The following is a 17969-nucleotide window of genomic DNA, read 5'->3' on the forward strand; positions in this document are numbered from 1 at the left end:
TTCATCATGCCAGCCCGTGATCTTTCAGGGCCTGAATCAACATAGCGTTCTGCTCTGGCGTACCAATCGTGATACGCAGGAACTTGTCGATTCGAGGTTTATTGAAATGACGCACAATAACGCGACGCTCACGCAGCGCTGCGGCCAGTTCAGACCCTTCATATGAAGGATGCTGGGCAAACACGAAATTTGCAGCAGACGGTAGAACATAGAAGCCCAGCGCTTCCAACTCAGCCACCAACGCCGTTCGGCTTTCGATTACTGCCCCACACGTGTGGTCGAAGTAGTTCTTGTCTTTGAAAGCCGCAACAGCACCTGTGAGCGCCAGCCGGTCAAGAGGGTAAGAATTGAAACTGTTCTTGACCCGCTCCAACGCCTCTATCAGATCAGGATGACCTACAGCTAGACCGACTCTCAATCCCGCCAAGGAACGAGATTTGGACAGCGTTTGAGTCACGAGAAGATTTGGGTAGCGATCCACTAATGTAATAGCGGTTTCACCACCGAAGTCTATATACGCCTCATCAACCACTACGACCGAATCGCTGTTTCTCTGTAGAAGCGCTTCAATACTATCCAATCCTACCAAGCACCCCGTAGGCGCGTTGGGATTAGGAAAGATAATACCCGCATTAGGCCGAACATAATCTTCCAGACGGATTTGATAGTGCTCATCCAGCGGGATGGCCTCGAATGGAATTTCATACAATCCACAATAAACAGGGTAGAAACTGTATGAAATGTCTGGAAAAAGCAAAGGTGCGTTGTGTTGAAACAGACCATGAAAGACATGGGCAAGCACTTCATCCGAGCCGTTACCTACAAACACCTGTTCTGGTTTGACTGAATAATACTCTGCCACTGCCTGCTTCAAACAATCCCCATTAGGATCGGGGTACAGACGTAGACTCTCGCCCAGCTCGGCTTGTATCGCCTCGATTACCGTGGGCGAAGGGCCGTATGGATTCTCGTTGGTATTAAGCTTCACCAGATTGGCAATCTTGGGCTGCTCACCGGGTACATAAGGCACCAGATTCTTAACGAGGGGACTCCAGAATCGACTCATGGTCTCACTCCTTGACCCGGTATTCGGCGCTACGTGCATGAGCCGTCAGAGACTCGCCACGTGCAAGCACAGAGGCCGTACGCCCCAACTCCGAAGCACCATCAGCAGAGCAAAAGATCAAAGATGAACGCTTCTGGAAATCATAAACACCCAAAGGAGAAGAGAAGCGAGCTGTACCCGAAGTGGGCAGAACATGGTTGGGGCCAGCGCAATAATCGCCTAATGCCTCGGCAGTATAACGGCCCATGAAAATCGCACCGGCGTGACGAATGCTTGGCAGCCAGGCTTCAGGATCAGCCACGGAGAGTTCCAAATGCTCAGGCGCGATACGATTGACGACCTCACAGGCTTGCGCTTGATCAGCAACATGAATCAAAGCGCCCCGTCCTTCCAGCGAGGTTCGAATGATTTCCGAGCGCTCCATGGTGGGCAGAAGTCGAGCGATGCTTGCAGCGACCTTATCCAGAAACACCGCATCAGGGCTCACGAGAATCGACTGAGCATCCTCATCATGTTCAGCTTGAGAGAATAGATCCATGGCGATCCAGTCAGGATCGGTCTGCCCGTCACACACCACCAGAATTTCAGAAGGGCCAGCAATCATATCGATACCAACCTGTCCGAATACGTGACGCTTGGCCGTTGCGACGTAGATATTACCCGGCCCGACTATCTTATCTACGCGCGGAACGCTCTGAGTACCATAGGCCAAGGCAGCTACAGCTTGTGCGCCACCCACAGTGAAAACGCGATCTACGCCTGCAATACAAGCGGCAGCAAGTACCAGCTCATTGATTTCGCCGCGAGGCGTGGGCACAACCATCACAACTTCAGCAACACCAGCAACCTTGGCAGGAATAGCATTCATCAATACAGAAGAAGGATAGGAAGCCTTACCACCAGGCACATACAACCCGGCCCGATCCAGAGGGGTTACCTGCTGGCCAAGGACGGTACCGTCCGCTTCCGTGTAACGCCAGGAATCCTGCTTTTGTTTCTCATGGTAGTTACGAACCCGGTTCGCTGCATGCTCAAGAGCACTCCGCTGCTCATCGGTGATGCGTGTAAGCGCGAGCTCAAGTCTTTCCCGCGGCAGAATCAGATCAGCCATTGAGCTGGCCTGGACGCCATCGAAGCGTTGAGTGAATTCCACCAGGGCTTCGTCACCTCGACTGCGTACGGCCTCAATGATTTCCAGGACTCGCTGATTGACGCCAGCGTCAGAAACGCTTTCCCAGCTCAGCAAATGATCCAGATGACGCGCGAAGTCAGGATCGGCGGCGTCGAGTCGGCGAAGCGTAATCGGTGCGGTCATAGCGAAGCCTCTTATAATGGCTAATCTCAGGCACCGCTAGAGTATCAGCCCTGCCGTGCGGGTACCTGAGAAAATTGGCTATGACACGGATAGGCAGGCACGGCATGAGCCGTGCAAAAGATTAGGCCTGGTGTCGCGCTTCGACCGCAGCACGCAATACATCGATCAGCGCCTGGATACGCGCATGCTGCATCTTCATCGAAGCCTTGTTAACAATTAGTCGGGAGCTAATGTGAGCAATGAGTTCCTGCGGCTCAAGACCATTGGCACGCAATGTATTACCGGTATCGACTACGTCAATGATCTTGTCAGCCAGCCCCACCAATGGCGCAAGCTCCATTGAACCATAGAGCTTGATGATATCGACCTGACGTCCCTGCTCGGCATAATAACGCTTGGCAATATTGACGAATTTGGTTGCCACTTTAAGACGGCCTTTGGGTTCCGGAGCATTCACTGCACCCGCCGTCATCAAGCGGCACTTAGCAATCCTGAGATCCAACGGCTCGTAAAGCCCTTGACCTGAGTGCTCCAAAAGCACGTCTTTACCTGCGACACCCAGATCAGCAGCCCCTTGCTCAACATACGTCGGCACGTCAGTGGCACGCACAATGAGAAGACGCACATCATCTAAACTTGTTGGAATGATGAGCTTACGGCTCTTGTCTGGATCTTCAGTTGGCACGATGCCCGCTGCCGCAAGAAGCGGCAGCGTATCGTTCAATATCCGGCCTTTTGAAAGCGCGATAGTTAGCATGAGCCCTTAACCCGGAACACGGCGAATTTTAGCGCCAAGAAGCTGAAGCTTCTCTTCGATACACTCATAACCACGATCAATGTGGTAGATGCGGTCAATCAGAGTGTCGCCCTCCGCTACCAGCGCCGCAATAACCAAGCTGGCCGATGCACGCAGGTCAGTCGCCATGACTGGAGCCGCCTTCAGGTGAGGAATACCGGTCACGATAGCGGCATTGCCTTCTACTGCGATCTGGGCACCCATGCGGGTCATTTCATAGACATGCATGAAGCGATTTTCAAAAATCGTTTCAACTACAGTGCCTGTACCTTCCGCAACAGCATTCATGGAAATGAATTGTGCCTGCATGTCCGTTGGAAATGCGGGATAAGGTGCAGTGCGGACATTAACCGCCTTGGGTCGATTACCCTTCATATCCAGCTCGATCCAGTTGGATCCAGTGGAAACATGGGCACCGGCCTCTTCCAGCTTAAGCAGGACGGCTTCAAGAATAGAGGGATCGGTATCCTTCAGCTTGACACGACCACGGGTAGCTGCAGCTGCAACCAGATAGCTACCCGTCTCGATACGATCAGGCAATACGGAATAACGGGCACCGCCTAAGCGCTCGACACCTTCTACAGTAATGGTATCGGTACCAGCACCTTCGATATGGGCGCCCATGGCGATCAGGCAGTTCGCCAGGTCTACAACCTCCGGCTCACGTGCCGCATTCTGGATAACACTACGCCCTTTAGCCAATGTCGCAGCCATCAGAACGTTTTCAGTGCCGGTCACACTGACGGTATCGAAGAAATAATGTGCGCCACGCAGACCACCCGCGGGGGCTTTAGCCTTGATATAGCCAGCTTCTACTTCGATTTGCGCGCCCATAGCCTCAAGGCCACGCAGGTGCAAATCGACTGGACGCGAACCAATGGCACATCCGCCAGGCAGCGCAACTTCAGCCTCACCAAAGCGAGCCAGCATCGGCCCCAGCACCAGAATGGAAGCGCGCATGGTCTTGACCAATTCATAAGGCGCCACAAGCGTCTTGATGGTCGAGGCATTCACTTCAACATTGAGCTTTTCATCGATAACGGGCTGGACACCCATACGACCAAACAGCTCGATCATGGTAGTAATGTCGTGCAGGTGCGGCAGGTTGCAAACCGTTACGGGCGTATCCGAAAGCAGGGTGGCAGCCAAAATCGGCAGTGCAGAATTTTTTGCGCCTGAAATACGGATTTCTCCGTTTAGGCTGGCGCCACCGGTAATAATCAATTTATCCATAGGTATCTCGGCGGCGCCGAACTCAAGCCCGTTCAGACCAAGCGGCGCGCGTATAGAATTTCATAGTAACTGCATGGATGCTGCCATCAGCGATCAATGCATTGAGATGGGAATAGACTTGCTGTTGGCGCTTAACCGGGCTCATTGCAGCCAATTCATCGCCAATCAGGTTCAATTGGAAATTGCAGCCCTCGCCTTCCACTTCAACCTGAGTTTCTGGCAGTTGCGCCTCTAATAAGCGTTTAACTTCTTCAGCCTGCATGTTCAACCTCCTGGCAACCTATTCCGCAGCCAGACATGATACAAAAAAGCCCTCCACCTGCGAACCCCAAGGTTGCTGATAGAGGACTGACGAGATATTCAATGAGATAGAGGAAGGATGTCCAATAAACCGGACACACTTGCGATCTGCTTCATATCCGCAGGCAGATTCCAAATCTCAAGTTTTTTTCCTGCCTGCAGCACATCGCGCTGAAAGGACAGCAGTAGGGAAAGCCCTGCACTGTTAGAGCGCTCGACACCTGCACAGTCGATCACGATCACATCGGCACTGCTTTGCTGTATATAACGCTGCCCTTCCTGGCGCAGTGCCACTGTTGTTTCATGATCGAGAAGACCCGTCAGCGTCATCACACCCGGTACCTTCTCTATCAAATGCGCCTGTGTACTCATGAGCCAGCTTGGGCCTTTTGAGCTTCAGGGGAGTTCTTTGCACGCGCAACAGTATTAGCCCAGTTATCGATCACTTTATCCAAGTTATTGCCGTTGGCCTGCATGGACTGAGCGAACTGATCGCGGAACAGTTTTCCAATATTAATGCCGTTGATGATTACGTTACGTACTCTCCAACTGCCATTGATATTTACCATGGTATAGGAAACAGGATACACAGTACCGCGGCTGTCACGCACTTCCATACCGACACTGGTGCGCTCGGGATCCTTGTCATTCGATGGCAGGACCTTGATACCCTGGTTGTTGTACTCCAGTAGCGCGTTGCCATAGAACTGCATCAGGCTGCGCTTGAAGTTTTCCTGAAAACGAGCCATTTGTTCAGGTGATGCCTGACGGCTGTATCTTACCGTCATGATACTGCGGGAAATACCCTCGGCATCGACTACAGGCCCAAGAATATCGTTCAAGGAATTATAGAAAGCGTCTGGATTGCTCCGATAGGTTTCCTTGTTACTTTGCAAATCAGATAGCAGTCTGTCTGTGGTGTTCTGAATGACTTCATGAGCCGAAGGCGCAGCAGTAGCCAGTAGCGGCACTACTGCAAGAAGAGCCAGAACGCTGTTTCGCAATAATTTGAGCATGTCGTATCCTTCTTACTTATCGTCAGATGAATCTTTGTTGACGGTGTTGAGCAGGAATTTGCCGATTAGATCTTCCAATACCAGCGACGACTGGGTGTCACGGATAGTTCCCCCATCCTTAACAACCTCCTCATCGCCACCGACACTGATACCAATGTACTTTTCACCTAACAGGCCTGCTGTCAGGATAGAAGCAGTAGAATCAACCGGAATGTTATCGACCTGCCTGTCGATCTGCATGGTTACTCGGCCTCGGTAACTATCACGATCCAGATCGATTGCCGTTACTCGACCAATCGTGACGCCTGACATCGTAACTTTTGCGCGCACGGTCAGACCGGCAATATTGTCAAAGTAGGCATAGGATTTATAGGTGTCCTTTTGCTCGCCAATAGTCAAGCCACTGACTCGCAGAGCCAACAGCAGCAAGGCTAGCAAGCCAGCGAGCAGAAACAGGCCGACACCAATTTCCTGGGTGCGGGTTTGCATCAGATATCTCCAAACATCAAAGCAGTCAAAAGAAAGTCGAGACCCAGCACAGCCAAAGAGGCATAGACAACAGTTCGGGTCGTTGCACGGCTGATCCCCTCGGAAGTGGCATCACAGTCGTACCCCTGAAACACGGCAATCCAGGTCACAACAAAGGCAAATACAAGGCTTTTGATCATTCCGTTAATGACATCAGCCATCTGGACGCTGTTCTGCATGGTGCTCCAGAACGAGCCGTCATAGACGCCAAGCCAGTCAACCGCAACCATTGCACCGCCCCAGATACCGACGACACTGAAAATGGCCGAGAGCAAAGGCAGCGAAATAAAGCCAGCCCACAGACGCGGAGCCACGATATATTTCAGCGGGTCTACACCAATCATTTCGAGACTGGACAGCTGCTCGGTTGACTTCATGTTGCCAATTTCAGCGGTCAACGCAGAACCGGCACGACCTGCAAAAAGAAGTGCACTGACGACAGGTCCTAACTCTCTTAACAAGGTAAGAGCCACCATCTGCCCAACAGCCTGCTCAGAGCCATAAGTCACCAGGATGTTGTATCCCTGAAGGGCTATGACCATCCCGATGAAAAGACCGGAAACCAGAATGATAGGCAGCGACAAAACACCTACCGAGTAGAGCTGCTTAACCAACAGCTGCCCGCCCCTGCCCGCGCCGGACCGGCCAAGCAATGACTGCAATAGTAGAAGGACAGAACGACCGGCCGCCGCCAATACATCCAGGCCTGCGCGCCCCAGCAAGCGGATGCGCTCAAGCAATGAAACGTGACGCATTAGCGCCTCCCCAAAAGATCTTCGCTGTAGCTAGGCGCGGCGAAATGAAAGGGTACCGGGCCATCCGGGGTACCTTTTATGAACTGAAGCACTCGCGGATCAGACGACTCTTTGAGTTCTGCCGGCGTTCCCTGACCCAGCACCTGGGTGTCGCCTACAATATAGAGGTAGTCAGCAATGCTGGCCGTCTCGGCTAGATCGTGCGAAACAACAATGCTGGTCAACCCCAACGCATTGTTAAGCAGACGGATCAAGCGCACTAGAACACCCATGGCAATAGGGTCCTGCCCTACAAAGGGCTCGTCATACATTAGGATCTGGGGATCCAATGCAATAGCCCGAGCAAGGGCAACACGGCGCTTCATACCGCCAGAAAGCTCGTCAGGCATCAGTTCGATAGCGCCTCGCAGACCTACCGCCTGGAGCTTCATCAGAACGATGTCCCTGATCATTTCCTCGGGTAACTTGGTATGCACCCTCAAGGGAAATGCCACGTTTTCAAAAACATCCAGATCCGTAAACAATGCACCGCTCTGAAACAGAACGCCCATTTGTTTACGCACGTTGAAGAGATCACTTCGAGACAAGGTAGGAAGATTAAGATTGTTAACCCATACCTCACCCTTTTCAGGGCGTAACTGGGCTGCAATCAAGCGTAACAACGTTGTCTTGCCACTCCCTGAAGGCCCCATGATACCGGTGACTTTGCCACGCGGGATGCGGATATCAACATTTTCGTAGATGGTACGCTCGCCTCGCTTGAAGGTAATGCCTTTAAGCTCGACCGCATACTCGCTATCGGTGTTCATCTAAACTCCTAGCTTACAGCCCTCCTGGCAGACGCATCGAATAGCATCCAAGGCACTTTAAGGGCCTATCCGACAAGGACACAGCATAACATTTCAGTGCCACCTCCCCAACATCAACATAATTCAATCGTTTTCATAGGAGGGGGCATTTATTGTCGCTATAATTCTGCGTTTTCAATCAAACCGCTGCCCAGCAAACTGGTAGACAAATGACCCACGCTGCAAATTTCATTGAATCCGCAAATCGTACCATCAGCTATGAAGTGGACGCCGTGAACGAATTGCGTGGGCGTATAGACGAGCGCTTCGTCAAAGCCTGCGAGCTGATGCTCGAATGCAAGGGACGCATTGTTGTTCTGGGCATGGGGAAGTCGGGCCATATCGGCAACAAAATTGCCGCTACCTTAGCCAGTACCGGTACACCGGCGTTTTTCGTTCATCCCGCCGAGGCCAGCCATGGCGACATGGGGATGATTACCCAGGCAGATATTGTGCTGGCTTTGTCGAACTCGGGCTCTACCCCTGAGATAGTGACACTGTTGCCCCTTATCAAGCGACTCGGAATAACCCTGATTAGCATGACAGGCAATCCTCAGTCGCCTTTGGCACAAGCGGCTACTGTCAATCTGGATGCAGGCGTTACTCAGGAGGCCTGCCCCCTGAATCTTGCTCCGACCTCGTCCACTACTGCCTGTCTTGTTCTGGGGGATGCCCTCGCTATTGCCTTACTCGATGCGCGGGGGTTTACGGCTGAGGATTTTGCTTTCTCTCACCCGGGCGGCGCGCTTGGTCGACGCCTGCTCCTTAAAGTTGAACATGTCATGCACAGCGGCAAAGAGCTACCACAGGTTCCGCGGGGCACTTCACTCAGCGGTGCATTGCTTGAGATGTCACAGAAAGGCCTTGGCATGACGGTTGTTATTGAGCCTGATGGCCGACTGGCAGGTATTTTTACTGACGGGGATCTTCGGCGTGCGCTGGATCGGGAAATTGACGTACGCTCAACCATTATAGATCAGGTCATGACCGAGCACGGCCGCACGGCGCGACCGCACATGCTCGCAGCCGAGGCACTGAAAGTCATGGAAGATCACAAAATTAGTGCATTGGTCGTGGTCGACGAACAAAACCATCCTCTCGGAGCACTCAACATGCATGACCTGCTAAGGGCAGGCGTTATGTGAGCACAGGGGATCAGTACACTCGTGCACGTCGCATCAAAAACACAGCCTATCACTGTTATTGTATGGTTGTGATAATGGTTATAAATGCTTTACACCTCAAACGACCCAAAGCCCTTGCAGTGCTTTATCACACCGTTTGACTACAATGTTTTTGCAGGCCTTTTGTCATGTTCCGTACACTGCGTAAACCCGTGCTTTATGTCTTGATCGCCCTAGCGTTGGTCGCTGTTGGTTATTGGAACCTTTTGCCGCAACGTTTTATCGATGATCCAGCAGGCAATGCACAGATCGATAATGCTATTGATGCCTATGCGACCAATGTCAAAACGATCCAGTACCGCACCGATGGAAAGATACAATATGAAATGACGGCCGAACGGCTTGATCATGTGCAAGCTACCGATGTCACGCTGGTTTCAAAACCTGACATGCTGGCATACCGAGGTACTGACCTGCCTTGGCATGTTCGTAGCGCAAGAGCCGAGGTAGCGCCAAAAGGTACACAAGCCGAACTGATAGATGATGTCAGAGTCGAGCGTACAGACGAAAAGGGCCGCCCTATCGTAATGACGACGACTCGGATGACTGTTTTTCCTGACAAAAATTATGCGCAGACTGAGCAAGCCGTTAAGATTGAGGCCGCTAATAGCGTGACCACAGCGAAAGGCATGAAAGCGTACCTGAATGACGGCAGAATGCTCCTGCTGTCCAATGTAAGAGGCCAGCATGAGGTTCGTTAAATCTCTATCCCTTCTTTTGACCCTGGGCACTACGTTCGGAAGCGTAAATGCCTGGGCCCTGCCTTCTGACCGCAATCAACCTATCCGGGTGCAAGCCGATAGCGCCGAGCTTGATGACAAGCAGAACGTAGCGGTTTATCGAGGCGACGTTATCATTACCCAAGGGACAATGAAGATCACGGGCAATACCGTGACCATCACCCAGGACAACAACGGTAATATCAAGGTAGCAACCGCCGTTGGCAAACCGGCTCACTATGAGCAGAAGCCCTCAGCTGACAAAGACACTGTGAAGGCCTATGGCCTGACCATTCAGTACTATGCAGATGAAAATCGTATCGTTCTGATCGACCAGGCACGTGTCGAACAACAAGGCAATACGTTCGAGGGCGAAAAGATCGTCTATGACACGCAGCGTCAGATTGTGAATGCTGGTCGTGCGAATGGCAGCAAGATCACTACGCCAAGACCACGCATCGACATGGTCATACAGCCCAAGAATAAAGATCAGCAGCCGGGGCAAGCTCAATGACAGTACTGCTCAAAGCGCAGCATCTGGCCAAGAGCTACAAAGGCCGTCAAGTGGTTCGGGATGTCAGCCTAACCATTGAAAGCGGCCAGATCGTTGGACTGCTTGGTCCTAACGGTGCAGGCAAGACGACTTGCTTCTACATGATCGTAGGATTGGTCAATGCCGACCACGGCCGTGTCCTGATTGATAACCAGGACGTGACCAACCTGCCCATGCACGGCAGAGCACAAGCAGGAATTGGCTATCTTCCTCAAGAAGCATCGATATTCCGCAAACTTACCGTGGCCAACAACATAATGGCTATTCTTGAAACGCGTAAAGACTTGGACCGAAACGGTCGTGCCCAAGAGCTTGAATCGCTGCTTCAAGAGTTCCATATTACTCACATCCGCGACAACTTAGGCATGAGCCTGTCGGGCGGTGAGCGTCGTCGCGTTGAAATTGCACGCGCACTGGCAACTGCTCCCAAATTCATTCTATTGGATGAACCTTTTGCCGGTGTTGACCCTATTTCGGTGGGCGATATCAAACAGATCATTCGCCACTTGAAAGCCAAAGGCATTGGTGTCCTGATCACGGATCACAATGTCCGGGAAACGCTCACCATCTGTGAGATGGCTTATATTGTGAATGCTGGACAGTTAATTGCTGAAGGCGACGCCGAAAGCGTACTGGCCAATGACCTGGTTAAGGAAGTTTATCTGGGGCATGAGTTCCGCCTCTAGGCAAAAGGGTAAAAACCAGGCATATAATTTGCTCATCCCTACCAAGTTATCTGGTGGGCTCCGTGGCGCAGTTCGCGTCTGTAGATTAAGGTGCTAAGCCCGCAGCCATGAAACCATCGTTAGTATTAAAGATGGGCCAGCAGCTGACCATGACTCCTCAGCTGCAACAGGCCATTCGACTGCTTCAACTTTCGACGCTTGATCTCCAGCAGGAAATTCAGGAAGCCCTGGAATCCAACCCAATGCTGGAGCGGCAAGAAGAAGGTGAGGATTTTGATCACAGTGACCCGCTTGCTGATGGTGATGAGCTCTCTAAACCTGGTAGCCAAGAGGTCACTTACAAAGATACAGCTCCTTCGATAGAGGCCTCAGAGTCGGACGAGTCGGAGTGGAGTGACCGCATTCCCAATGAGCTTCCCGTCGATACCGCTTGGGAAGACATTTATCAGACAAGCGCAAGCAACCTTCCTAGCTCTGATGATGATGAATGGGACTTCACCTCAAGAACGTCGACCGGTGAAAGCTTGCAGAGCCACCTGCTCTGGCAGCTAAATCTGGCGCCCATGTCAGATATAGATCGCATGATCGCCATGTCGATCATTGATGGCATCAACAATGATGGCTACCTTGAGGAGTCCCTTGAGGACATTCATGCCTCGCTAGATCCTGAACTAGACGTAGAGATCGATGAAGTTGAGGTGGTCCTGCGTCGTGTCCAGCAATTTGAGCCTGCCGGCGTAGGTGCCCGCAACCTCAAAGAGTGTCTTTTGCTGCAACTCAATCAGTTGCCTGTTAAGACACCTCGCCTTACAGAGGCCAAACGCCTGGTCAGTGATTATCTGGACATGCTAGGCAGCAGGGATTACAGCCAGCTCATGCGTCGCATGAAGATCAAGGAAGATGAGTTACGTGGCGTAATCGAACTGATTCAAAGCCTTCACCCTCGCCCAGGCTCGGAGATCGAATCTGGCGAGGCTGAGTACGTGGTTCCCGATGTTATTGTGCGCAAGCATAACGATCGCTGGCTAGTCGAGTTGAATCAGGAATCCGTACCACGGCTACGTGTGAACTCGCAGTATGCCGGCTTCGTAAAGCGGGCTGACAGCAGTGCCGACAATACCTTCATGCGCAATCAGTTGCAGGAGGCTCGCTGGTTTATCAAGAGTCTGCAAAGCCGCAACGAAACCCTGATGAAGGTAGCGACACAAATCGTTGAGCATCAGCGAGGCTTTTTAGAGTATGGCGAAGAGGCCATGAAGCCATTGGTTCTTCATGACATCGCCGAGGCCGTTGGCATGCACGAGTCCACCATTTCTCGTGTTACCACTCAAAAATATATGCACACGCCTCGTGGCATATACGAATTGAAATACTTCTTCTCCAGCCATGTAAACACAGCTGAGGGCGGTGAATGCTCGTCAACCGCCATTCGCGCGATCATTAAAAAACTCGTGGCTGCCGAAAATGCAAAAAAGCCATTGAGCGACAGCAAGATCGCTGGTTTACTGGAGTCACAAGGCATACAAGTCGCACGTCGAACGGTAGCCAAATACCGCGAGTCCCTGGGCATTGCCCCATCGAGTGAGCGGAAAAGGTTAGTGTAGACTCGGCGACTCGCCACGAGCGGACTGCGAGCGCGGAGGCTAGAGGCGCTTATCGCTCAACAGTGTTTCTTTGGCAGGCCTAACGCCTGCCTGTTACACCACGGCAATAAGGAGAACGCGGTATGCAAGTTAACATCAGTGGGCATCAACTGGATGTTACCGACTCCCTTCGCAGCTACGTTGGAGAAAAGCTCGCCCGACTTGAACGCCACTTCGATCGCATTACCAGTGCTCAGGTAATCATGCAGGTCGACAAACTGAAACAGAAAGTTGAAGCCACCCTGCACGTCGCAGGTGCGTCGGTCGTTGCAAATGCCGAACATGAAGACATGTACGCAGCCATCGACCTCCTCACCGATAAACTCGATCGCCAGTTGATCAAGCACAAAGAGAAACAGCTCGAGAGGCAGCAAGGGTTGGGCGTCCGTTGAGACTTAACATCACCCTATGATTCGATTAGAAACCATTCTGACCCCTGGCCGTTCACACGTGAACGTGCCAGGCGTCAGCAAAGAAAGCGTGCTTCAGCAGATTGCTGAAATTGCTGTGCTTGACCTGCCAGGGCATGACGCTCACTCGATTTTTGAAAGCCTGATGGCTCGAGAAAAGCTAGGGTCGACAGGCTTTGGCAATGGAATAGCTATTCCCCACTGCCGCCTGAGTGGCTCTAAAGAGCCCATCAGCGTTTTGTGTCATCTACAAACTCCAGTCGATTTTGATTCATTGGACGGAGCGCCGGTAGACCTGATTTTTGTTCTGTTGGTACCCGAAGCCGCTACTGAACAGCATCTGGAGTTGCTACGTCAGATTGCTGCCATGCTGGATAAAGCTGAGATCCGGGATCGCCTGCGTCATGCAACTACCAGTGCTGGGCTCTATCAAATAGTTATCGACGCTCAAAGCGGTCATTAACATGCATCTGATTATCGTCAGTGGACGCTCCGGATCCGGCAAAAGCACAGCATTAAATGTGCTTGAAGATAACGGCTTTTATTGTATCGATAATCTACCTGCAGGCCTTTTGCCGGATCTGTCCGAGCGCGCCCTGACCGAGTCCGAGGGGACACAGTCGCAGATAGCCTTGTCTATTGATGCTCGCAATTTGCCTAGCCAACTGCAGCGCTTTCCTGAATTGCTCGAGCAGGTTAGATCACGTCATATCCGGTGCGATGTGCTGTATCTGGACGCAGATGACCAGACACTGCTCAAGCGATTCTCGGAAACCCGTCGTCGTCACCCGCTTACCAGTGAATACCGTTCCCTGGCTGAGGCCATTGAGGATGAGCGGCAGCTTTTAATGCCTATTGCGGATCTGGCTGACCTCAAAATCGATACCACTCATCTAAATCTTTACCAGCTCAAGGATATTGTTAAGCTGCGCCTGCTTAATGCACCAGAGCCTGGCACTGCATTTCTGATCGAGTCGTTTGGTTTCAAGCGGGGCTTACCCGTCGATGCAGACATGGTGTTTGATATCCGCTTTCTACCTAATCCTTACTGGAAAGCAGAGCTCAGGGAGCTATCAGGCCTTGATCAACCTGTGATCGAGTACTTGGAGGAGCAATCCGAGGTCGAAGAGCTCTACCAAGACATTTATAATTATCTGTCTAAATGGTTGCCTAACTTCGCTGCCAACAATCGCTCCTATGTAACAGTCGCGATTGGTTGCACCGGAGGTCACCACCGCTCGGTTTACTTAGCCCAGCGACTGGGAGCAGCCCTAAAATCAAAATTGAAGAAAGTCCAGATTCGTCATCGCGATCTACCTGGGCAATAGTCATTAAGGACACTTAACGTAATGCCCGCCCAAGAAATTACCATCATCAATAAGCTAGGGCTGCATGCACGCGCAGCTGCTAAGTTCGTCGGTGTGGCTGGGCGCTTTCCGTGCGAAGTCAAAGTCGGTAGAAGTGCTGAAAGCACAATCGATGGAAAAAGCATCATGTCTGTCATGATGCTGGCTGCTGGCAAAGGCACGATGCTTCACCTGGCAACGGAAGGCGAACAGAGCGAAGAAGCCTTGCAAGCGCTAATCAAGCTAATCAACGACCGCTTCGACGAAGGCGAGTAATCGCCTTTTCCTACCCTAGCGCTGTATCCATCACCATCATCAGGCAAAAACCAATGGCAAGCCCCATGGTAGCAGCGCTGCGGTGACCTTTCTTAAGATGTGCCTCAGGAATGACTTCGTGGGTTACAGCAAACAGCATCGCACCAGCGGCCAGTGATAATCCCCACGGCAGCATGACTTGGCTGAAATCTACCAACCAGGCACTGATAACTGCAAAAAGCGGCTCAACCAATCCAGAGGCTGCGCCAATAGCTACTGCTTTGTAACGATTTACACCTGCACCCGCCAGGACCAACGCAATGACCATTCCCTCTGGGAAGTCCTGCAAGGCAATGCCAAGCGCCAAGCTATCTGCGCCCTCAACTCCCCCACCTGCAGCCACGCCAACAGCCATTCCCTCAGGAATGTTATGAAGGATAATAGCTGCGACAAACAATAGAATACGCGGCTCTACTGCGGAAATTGAATCGTACTGCTCCAGTCGCTGCTCTGGCATGACGCGCTCGAGCCCTAGCATGCCAATCACCCCTAGCAGAATTCCACAACTGACTACAGCTCCACTCCCCCACTTGGAATAGCCTAACGAGCCCCCAGCATCCAAGGCAGGCAATAAAAGCGAAAAGGCAGTAGCCGCAAGCATTACGCCTGCACCAAAGCCCAGCATAGTATTGGAAAGACGCTCAGAAATATGGGAAAGCGCAAGAACAGGTAGCGCACCGAGCGCAGTACCTAGCGCGCAAAGCATGCCGCCCTTTAGAGCGCTCTGCATGGTCGGCTTCTGAAATAGAGTCTGTAGTGCGTCAAACTGAAGGAAAGTGACTCCAATACAGACAAAGACGATGCATAACGTCAACCCGCGGCAACTTGATAAAAACGCCTGTATCGAACGCATAGACCTGCTTAGGCGAAGAAAGACGGATTGACGGCGCGGTGCAAGAAAATGCTTACACCGCGCAGATCACAATGCTTGAACCCTATTAGGCCATAGCTGCCTGATAGCGGCGAGCCACTTCAGGCCAGTTGACCACATTGTAGAAAGCGCCAATGTACTCAGGGCGACGGTTCTGGTAACGCAAGTAGTAAGCGTGCTCCCATACATCCAGCCCCAGAATGGGCGTATTGCCATTCATGATAGGGCTGTCCTGGTTAAGCGTGCTTTCAACCACAAGCTTCTTCTCGGGTGTAACGCTCAACCACGCCCAACCGCTACCAAAGCGAGATACTGCTGCCTTGGTAAAGGCCTCCTTGAATGCATCCATCCCGCCTAGCTGGGAGTCGATAGCCTGAGCCAATTCGCCTTCTGGGTTACCACCACCCTGGGGGGTCATGACTGTCCAGAACAGAGAGTGGTTAGCATGCCCGCCGCCGTTGTTTACGACAACGCCACGCTTGTCCTGAGGCACCTTGTCCAACTGGGTCAGCAGCTCTTCTACAGGCAATGACTCAAGACCTGTACCTTCGAGTGCAGCATTCAGGTTATTGATATAAGTCTGGTGGTGCTTGGTATGGTGAATCTCCATCGTTTGCGCATCGATGTGAGGTTCCAATGCATCGTAGGCATAGGGTAAAGCTGGAAGCGTATGAGGCATGATGTCGTCTCCTGATGTGAGGATAACTACCGCCTGCCAAATGACAGGCCCGTATTGCTCGAACGTTCACTTGTTTACTGCTGAGTGAAGGCGCGCCAAGATTTTTAGCGCCGCTGATACTATTAGGTATGGGTTATCTGAACAGAATTAAAGACTGTATTACCCATATACAACTGAACCGCATAAGAAATGAGATTCTTTATCAACAACATATCTAAAAGATTCGACAAACGAAAGCAATGTTTTACGCCTGCCTGCTAGGACTCATTAGCGAACAGGCGTAACAGAGCAGAATTAACGCCCGGCCAGAGTCATCGACTCAATCAGCACCGATCCGGTTCGAATACCGCCACGACGATCTACGTCTGCGCCAACCGCAACGATGTTGCGGAACATATCTTGAAGGCGGCCTGCAATAGTTACTTCCTGTACCGGAAACTGAATTTCGCCATTCTCAACCCAATAGCCGGCAGCGCCTCTTGAGTAATCACCTGTTACCAGATTAATCCCCTGCCCCATCAGCTCCGTCACCAACAATCCTTTCCCCATGCGACGGATCAAAGCAGCTTGATCATCACTGCCATGGCTGATGAAAAGATTATGTACACCGCCAGCATTGGCCGTGCTTTGCATCCCTAACTTGCGAGCAGAATAGGTACTTAACAAATACGAGACCAGCTCGCCCTTATCGATAAAGGGTTTGGCATAGGTTGCCAGACCTTCGCTGTCAAAGGATGCACTACCCAGCGCTCGAGGAATCAGTGGTCGCTCATCGATCGATAACCATTCAGGAAAGAGCTGCTGACCTAGCGCACCTTCTAGAAAAGTAGTCTTTCGATAGAGATTGCTGCCAGAAATTGCTGCTAGAAAATTACTGAACAGACCCGAGGCCAGTTCCGGTGCAAATAATATGGGAACCTGAGCAGTTGGAACCGGCCGAGCGCCCAAGCGACTTACCGTACGCTCGGCTGCGCGCTGGCCAATATAGGCCGGATCCATAAGCTCCTCAGCTACGCGATTGACATCATAGAAATAATCACGCTGCATATGACCGTTGCTTTCCGCGATCATAACGCAGCTGAGGCTGTGACGACTGCTGGCATAACCCCCTATGAAACCGTGGCTGTTGCCATAGATGCGGCACCCCTGATGGGTATTGAGACTTGTACCATCGGCATTGGTAATTTTGGGATTGGCTGCAAAAGCCGCTGATTCACAAAGGAGTGCTTTTTCGATTGCCTCGTCAGGGGTAATTCCCCAGGGGTGGAAAAGATCAAGATCAGGCAGATCCTTGGCCATTTTTTCCGGATCAGCCAAGCCTGAATACTCATCTTCGGAAGCATGCTGGGCAATAGCCAGCGCAGCGGCTACCGTTTCACGAATGGCATTTTCACCTGTAGCAGACGTGCTGGCTGACCCCTTACGGTGCCCTACATACAACGTGATACCAAACCCTTCGTCACGATTGAATTCGACTGTTTCGACCTCTCCCTTGCGAACAGTGGTAGACAATCCCTGTTCAACGGATACGGAGACCTCGCAAGCAGTGGCGCCCTGCTGACGTGCCTCTGCCAGGATTCGCTCGACCTGCTCACGTAAGGCAGGCAAGGCAGCCGGGCCGACAGCTTCCACGGATTGATTCATGCTTCTCTCCTATACAGCGTTGGCAGCCCGGCGGACCGGACAACCGACCTTCAACTCGTTAT

22 protein-coding genes are annotated in these 17969 nt (G+C 51.9%); 9 read left to right on the forward strand and 13 right to left on the reverse strand.

Annotated features, from left to right (window positions below; all coding sequences use genetic code 11):
- Nucleotides 1-4: 4 nt before the first annotated feature.
- From hisC to IEX86_RS01715, 10 genes are all read right to left on the reverse strand, one after another.
- Nucleotides 5-1066 carry a histidinol-phosphate transaminase gene (hisC, locus tag IEX86_RS01670; protein WP_188864329.1) on the reverse strand — a complete coding sequence of 354 codons (1062 nt, stop codon included), beginning with the start codon at nucleotides 1064-1066 and terminating at the stop codon, nucleotides 5-7.
- Nucleotides 1067-1070: 4 nt separating this feature from the next.
- The gene (gene hisD / locus IEX86_RS01675) at nucleotides 1071-2381 is read right to left on the reverse strand and encodes a histidinol dehydrogenase (protein ID WP_188864330.1); all 1311 of its coding nucleotides are present in this window, start codon (nucleotides 2379-2381) and stop codon (nucleotides 1071-1073) included.
- 121 nt (nucleotides 2382-2502) lie between these two features.
- A complete protein-coding gene (gene hisG, locus IEX86_RS01680; protein ID WP_188864331.1) occupies nucleotides 2503-3138 on the reverse strand; it encodes an ATP phosphoribosyltransferase in 636 nt (211 codons plus the stop codon).
- A gap of 6 nt (nucleotides 3139-3144) precedes the next feature.
- Complete coding sequence (gene murA / locus IEX86_RS01685) at nucleotides 3145-4410, reverse strand: UDP-N-acetylglucosamine 1-carboxyvinyltransferase (RefSeq protein WP_188864332.1); 1266 nt, start codon at nucleotides 4408-4410, stop codon at nucleotides 3145-3147.
- Nucleotides 4411-4432: 22 nt separating this feature from the next.
- A complete protein-coding gene (locus IEX86_RS01690) occupies nucleotides 4433-4672 on the reverse strand; it encodes a BolA family protein (RefSeq protein ID WP_188864333.1) in 240 nt (79 codons plus the stop codon).
- 98 nt (nucleotides 4673-4770) lie between these two features.
- Nucleotides 4771-5082 carry an STAS domain-containing protein gene (locus IEX86_RS01695; RefSeq protein ID WP_188864334.1) on the reverse strand — a complete coding sequence of 104 codons (312 nt, stop codon included), beginning with the start codon at nucleotides 5080-5082 and terminating at the stop codon, nucleotides 4771-4773.
- Nucleotides 5079-5726 (reverse strand): MlaC/ttg2D family ABC transporter substrate-binding protein, encoded by a 648-nt coding sequence (locus IEX86_RS01700; protein WP_188864335.1) that lies wholly within the window; start codon nucleotides 5724-5726, stop codon nucleotides 5079-5081. The genes IEX86_RS01695 and IEX86_RS01700 overlap by 4 nt, the downstream gene beginning before the upstream one ends.
- Nucleotides 5727-5738: 12 nt before the next feature.
- The gene (mlaD, locus tag IEX86_RS01705) at nucleotides 5739-6215 is read right to left on the reverse strand and encodes an outer membrane lipid asymmetry maintenance protein MlaD (RefSeq protein ID WP_188864336.1); all 477 of its coding nucleotides are present in this window, start codon (nucleotides 6213-6215) and stop codon (nucleotides 5739-5741) included.
- Entirely contained in the window at nucleotides 6215-7009 is a 795-nt protein-coding gene (mlaE, locus tag IEX86_RS01710) for a lipid asymmetry maintenance ABC transporter permease subunit MlaE (protein ID WP_188864337.1), read from the reverse strand. Before mlaE ends, mlaD begins: the two co-directional genes overlap by 1 nt.
- Nucleotides 7009-7818: an ATP-binding cassette domain-containing protein gene (locus IEX86_RS01715; RefSeq protein WP_188864338.1), complete on the reverse strand. Its 810-nt coding sequence runs from the start codon at nucleotides 7816-7818 to the stop codon at nucleotides 7009-7011. The genes mlaE and IEX86_RS01715 overlap by 1 nt, the downstream gene beginning before the upstream one ends.
- Before the next feature lie 209 nt (nucleotides 7819-8027).
- Between IEX86_RS01715 and IEX86_RS01720 the strand changes: the two genes are divergently transcribed.
- From IEX86_RS01720 to IEX86_RS01760, 9 genes are all read left to right on the forward strand, one after another.
- Complete coding sequence (locus IEX86_RS01720) at nucleotides 8028-9002, forward strand: KpsF/GutQ family sugar-phosphate isomerase (RefSeq protein WP_188864339.1); 975 nt, start codon at nucleotides 8028-8030, stop codon at nucleotides 9000-9002.
- 167 nt (nucleotides 9003-9169) lie between these two features.
- Entirely contained in the window at nucleotides 9170-9742 is a 573-nt protein-coding gene (gene lptC / locus IEX86_RS01725; protein ID WP_188864340.1) for an LPS export ABC transporter periplasmic protein LptC, read from the forward strand.
- A complete protein-coding gene (lptA, locus tag IEX86_RS01730; RefSeq protein ID WP_188864341.1) occupies nucleotides 9729-10274 on the forward strand; it encodes a lipopolysaccharide transport periplasmic protein LptA in 546 nt (181 codons plus the stop codon). The genes lptC and lptA overlap by 14 nt, the downstream gene beginning before the upstream one ends.
- Entirely contained in the window at nucleotides 10271-10999 is a 729-nt protein-coding gene (gene lptB / locus IEX86_RS01735; RefSeq protein WP_188864342.1) for an LPS export ABC transporter ATP-binding protein, read from the forward strand. Before lptA ends, lptB begins: the two co-directional genes overlap by 4 nt.
- Before the next feature lie 107 nt (nucleotides 11000-11106).
- Entirely contained in the window at nucleotides 11107-12603 is a 1497-nt protein-coding gene (locus tag IEX86_RS01740) for an RNA polymerase factor sigma-54 (protein WP_188864343.1), read from the forward strand.
- A 122-nt stretch (nucleotides 12604-12725) separates the two neighbouring features.
- A complete protein-coding gene (gene hpf, locus IEX86_RS01745; protein ID WP_010797283.1) occupies nucleotides 12726-13034 on the forward strand; it encodes a ribosome hibernation-promoting factor, HPF/YfiA family in 309 nt (102 codons plus the stop codon).
- A 16-nt stretch (nucleotides 13035-13050) separates the two neighbouring features.
- A complete protein-coding gene (gene ptsN / locus IEX86_RS01750; protein WP_188864344.1) occupies nucleotides 13051-13515 on the forward strand; it encodes a PTS IIA-like nitrogen regulatory protein PtsN in 465 nt (154 codons plus the stop codon).
- 1 nt (nucleotide 13516) lies between these two features.
- Entirely contained in the window at nucleotides 13517-14380 is an 864-nt protein-coding gene (gene rapZ, locus IEX86_RS01755; protein WP_188864345.1) for an RNase adapter RapZ, read from the forward strand.
- 21 nt (nucleotides 14381-14401) lie between these two features.
- Nucleotides 14402-14674 carry an HPr family phosphocarrier protein gene (locus tag IEX86_RS01760; protein WP_188864346.1) on the forward strand — a complete coding sequence of 91 codons (273 nt, stop codon included), beginning with the start codon at nucleotides 14402-14404 and terminating at the stop codon, nucleotides 14672-14674.
- Between the two features lie 10 nt (nucleotides 14675-14684).
- Here IEX86_RS01760 and IEX86_RS01765 read toward each other — a convergent pair whose 3' ends face one another.
- From IEX86_RS01765 to pmbA, 3 genes are all read right to left on the reverse strand, one after another.
- A complete protein-coding gene (locus IEX86_RS01765; protein WP_229685230.1) occupies nucleotides 14685-15566 on the reverse strand; it encodes a ZIP family metal transporter in 882 nt (293 codons plus the stop codon).
- An 85-nt stretch (nucleotides 15567-15651) separates the two neighbouring features.
- Nucleotides 15652-16263, reverse strand: coding sequence for a superoxide dismutase (locus tag IEX86_RS01770; RefSeq protein ID WP_188864348.1), 612 nt, complete (start codon nucleotides 16261-16263; stop codon nucleotides 15652-15654).
- A gap of 294 nt (nucleotides 16264-16557) precedes the next feature.
- Complete coding sequence (gene pmbA, locus IEX86_RS01775) at nucleotides 16558-17907, reverse strand: metalloprotease PmbA (protein WP_188864349.1); 1350 nt, start codon at nucleotides 17905-17907, stop codon at nucleotides 16558-16560.
- Nucleotides 17908-17969 lie beyond the last annotated feature (62 nt).

Source organism: Pseudomonas asuensis, assembly GCF_014646755.1.
Lineage (GTDB): Bacteria > Pseudomonadota > Gammaproteobacteria > Pseudomonadales > Pseudomonadaceae > Chryseomonas > Chryseomonas asuensis.

Excerpts from the sequence above, each read along its gene's own strand:
- pmbA (WP_188864349.1), bottom strand. The coding sequence starts at position 17,907 with ATGAATCAATCCGTGGAAGCTGTCGGCCCGGCTGCCTTGCCTGCCTTA.
- IEX86_RS01720 (WP_188864339.1), top strand. The coding sequence starts at position 8,028 with ATGACCCACGCTGCAAATTTCATTGAATCCGCAAATCGTACCATCAGC.
- lptA (WP_188864341.1), top strand. The coding sequence starts at position 9,729 with ATGAGGTTCGTTAAATCTCTATCCCTTCTTTTGACCCTGGGCACTACG.
- IEX86_RS01760 (WP_188864346.1), top strand. The coding sequence starts at position 14,402 with ATGCCCGCCCAAGAAATTACCATCATCAATAAGCTAGGGCTGCATGCA.
- mlaD (WP_188864336.1), bottom strand. The coding sequence starts at position 6,215 with ATGCAAACCCGCACCCAGGAAATTGGTGTCGGCCTGTTTCTGCTCGCT.
- mlaE (WP_188864337.1), bottom strand. The coding sequence starts at position 7,009 with ATGCGTCACGTTTCATTGCTTGAGCGCATCCGCTTGCTGGGGCGCGCA.
- hisC (WP_188864329.1), bottom strand. The coding sequence starts at position 1,066 with ATGAGTCGATTCTGGAGTCCCCTCGTTAAGAATCTGGTGCCTTATGTA.
- ptsN (WP_188864344.1), top strand. The coding sequence starts at position 13,051 with ATGATTCGATTAGAAACCATTCTGACCCCTGGCCGTTCACACGTGAAC.
- hpf (WP_010797283.1), top strand. The coding sequence starts at position 12,726 with ATGCAAGTTAACATCAGTGGGCATCAACTGGATGTTACCGACTCCCTT.
- hisG (WP_188864331.1), bottom strand. The coding sequence starts at position 3,138 with ATGCTAACTATCGCGCTTTCAAAAGGCCGGATATTGAACGATACGCTG.
- IEX86_RS01695 (WP_188864334.1), bottom strand. The coding sequence starts at position 5,082 with ATGAGTACACAGGCGCATTTGATAGAGAAGGTACCGGGTGTGATGACG.
- rapZ (WP_188864345.1), top strand. The coding sequence starts at position 13,517 with ATGCATCTGATTATCGTCAGTGGACGCTCCGGATCCGGCAAAAGCACA.
- IEX86_RS01700 (WP_188864335.1), bottom strand. The coding sequence starts at position 5,726 with ATGCTCAAATTATTGCGAAACAGCGTTCTGGCTCTTCTTGCAGTAGTG.
- IEX86_RS01740 (WP_188864343.1), top strand. The coding sequence starts at position 11,107 with ATGAAACCATCGTTAGTATTAAAGATGGGCCAGCAGCTGACCATGACT.
- IEX86_RS01765 (WP_229685230.1), bottom strand. The coding sequence starts at position 15,566 with ATGCGTTCGATACAGGCGTTTTTATCAAGTTGCCGCGGGTTGACGTTA.
- IEX86_RS01690 (WP_188864333.1), bottom strand. The coding sequence starts at position 4,672 with ATGCAGGCTGAAGAAGTTAAACGCTTATTAGAGGCGCAACTGCCAGAA.
- lptC (WP_188864340.1), top strand. The coding sequence starts at position 9,170 with ATGTTCCGTACACTGCGTAAACCCGTGCTTTATGTCTTGATCGCCCTA.
- murA (WP_188864332.1), bottom strand. The coding sequence starts at position 4,410 with ATGGATAAATTGATTATTACCGGTGGCGCCAGCCTAAACGGAGAAATC.
- IEX86_RS01715 (WP_188864338.1), bottom strand. The coding sequence starts at position 7,818 with ATGAACACCGATAGCGAGTATGCGGTCGAGCTTAAAGGCATTACCTTC.
- hisD (WP_188864330.1), bottom strand. The coding sequence starts at position 2,381 with ATGACCGCACCGATTACGCTTCGCCGACTCGACGCCGCCGATCCTGAC.
- lptB (WP_188864342.1), top strand. The coding sequence starts at position 10,271 with ATGACAGTACTGCTCAAAGCGCAGCATCTGGCCAAGAGCTACAAAGGC.
- IEX86_RS01770 (WP_188864348.1), bottom strand. The coding sequence starts at position 16,263 with ATGCCTCATACGCTTCCAGCTTTACCCTATGCCTACGATGCATTGGAA.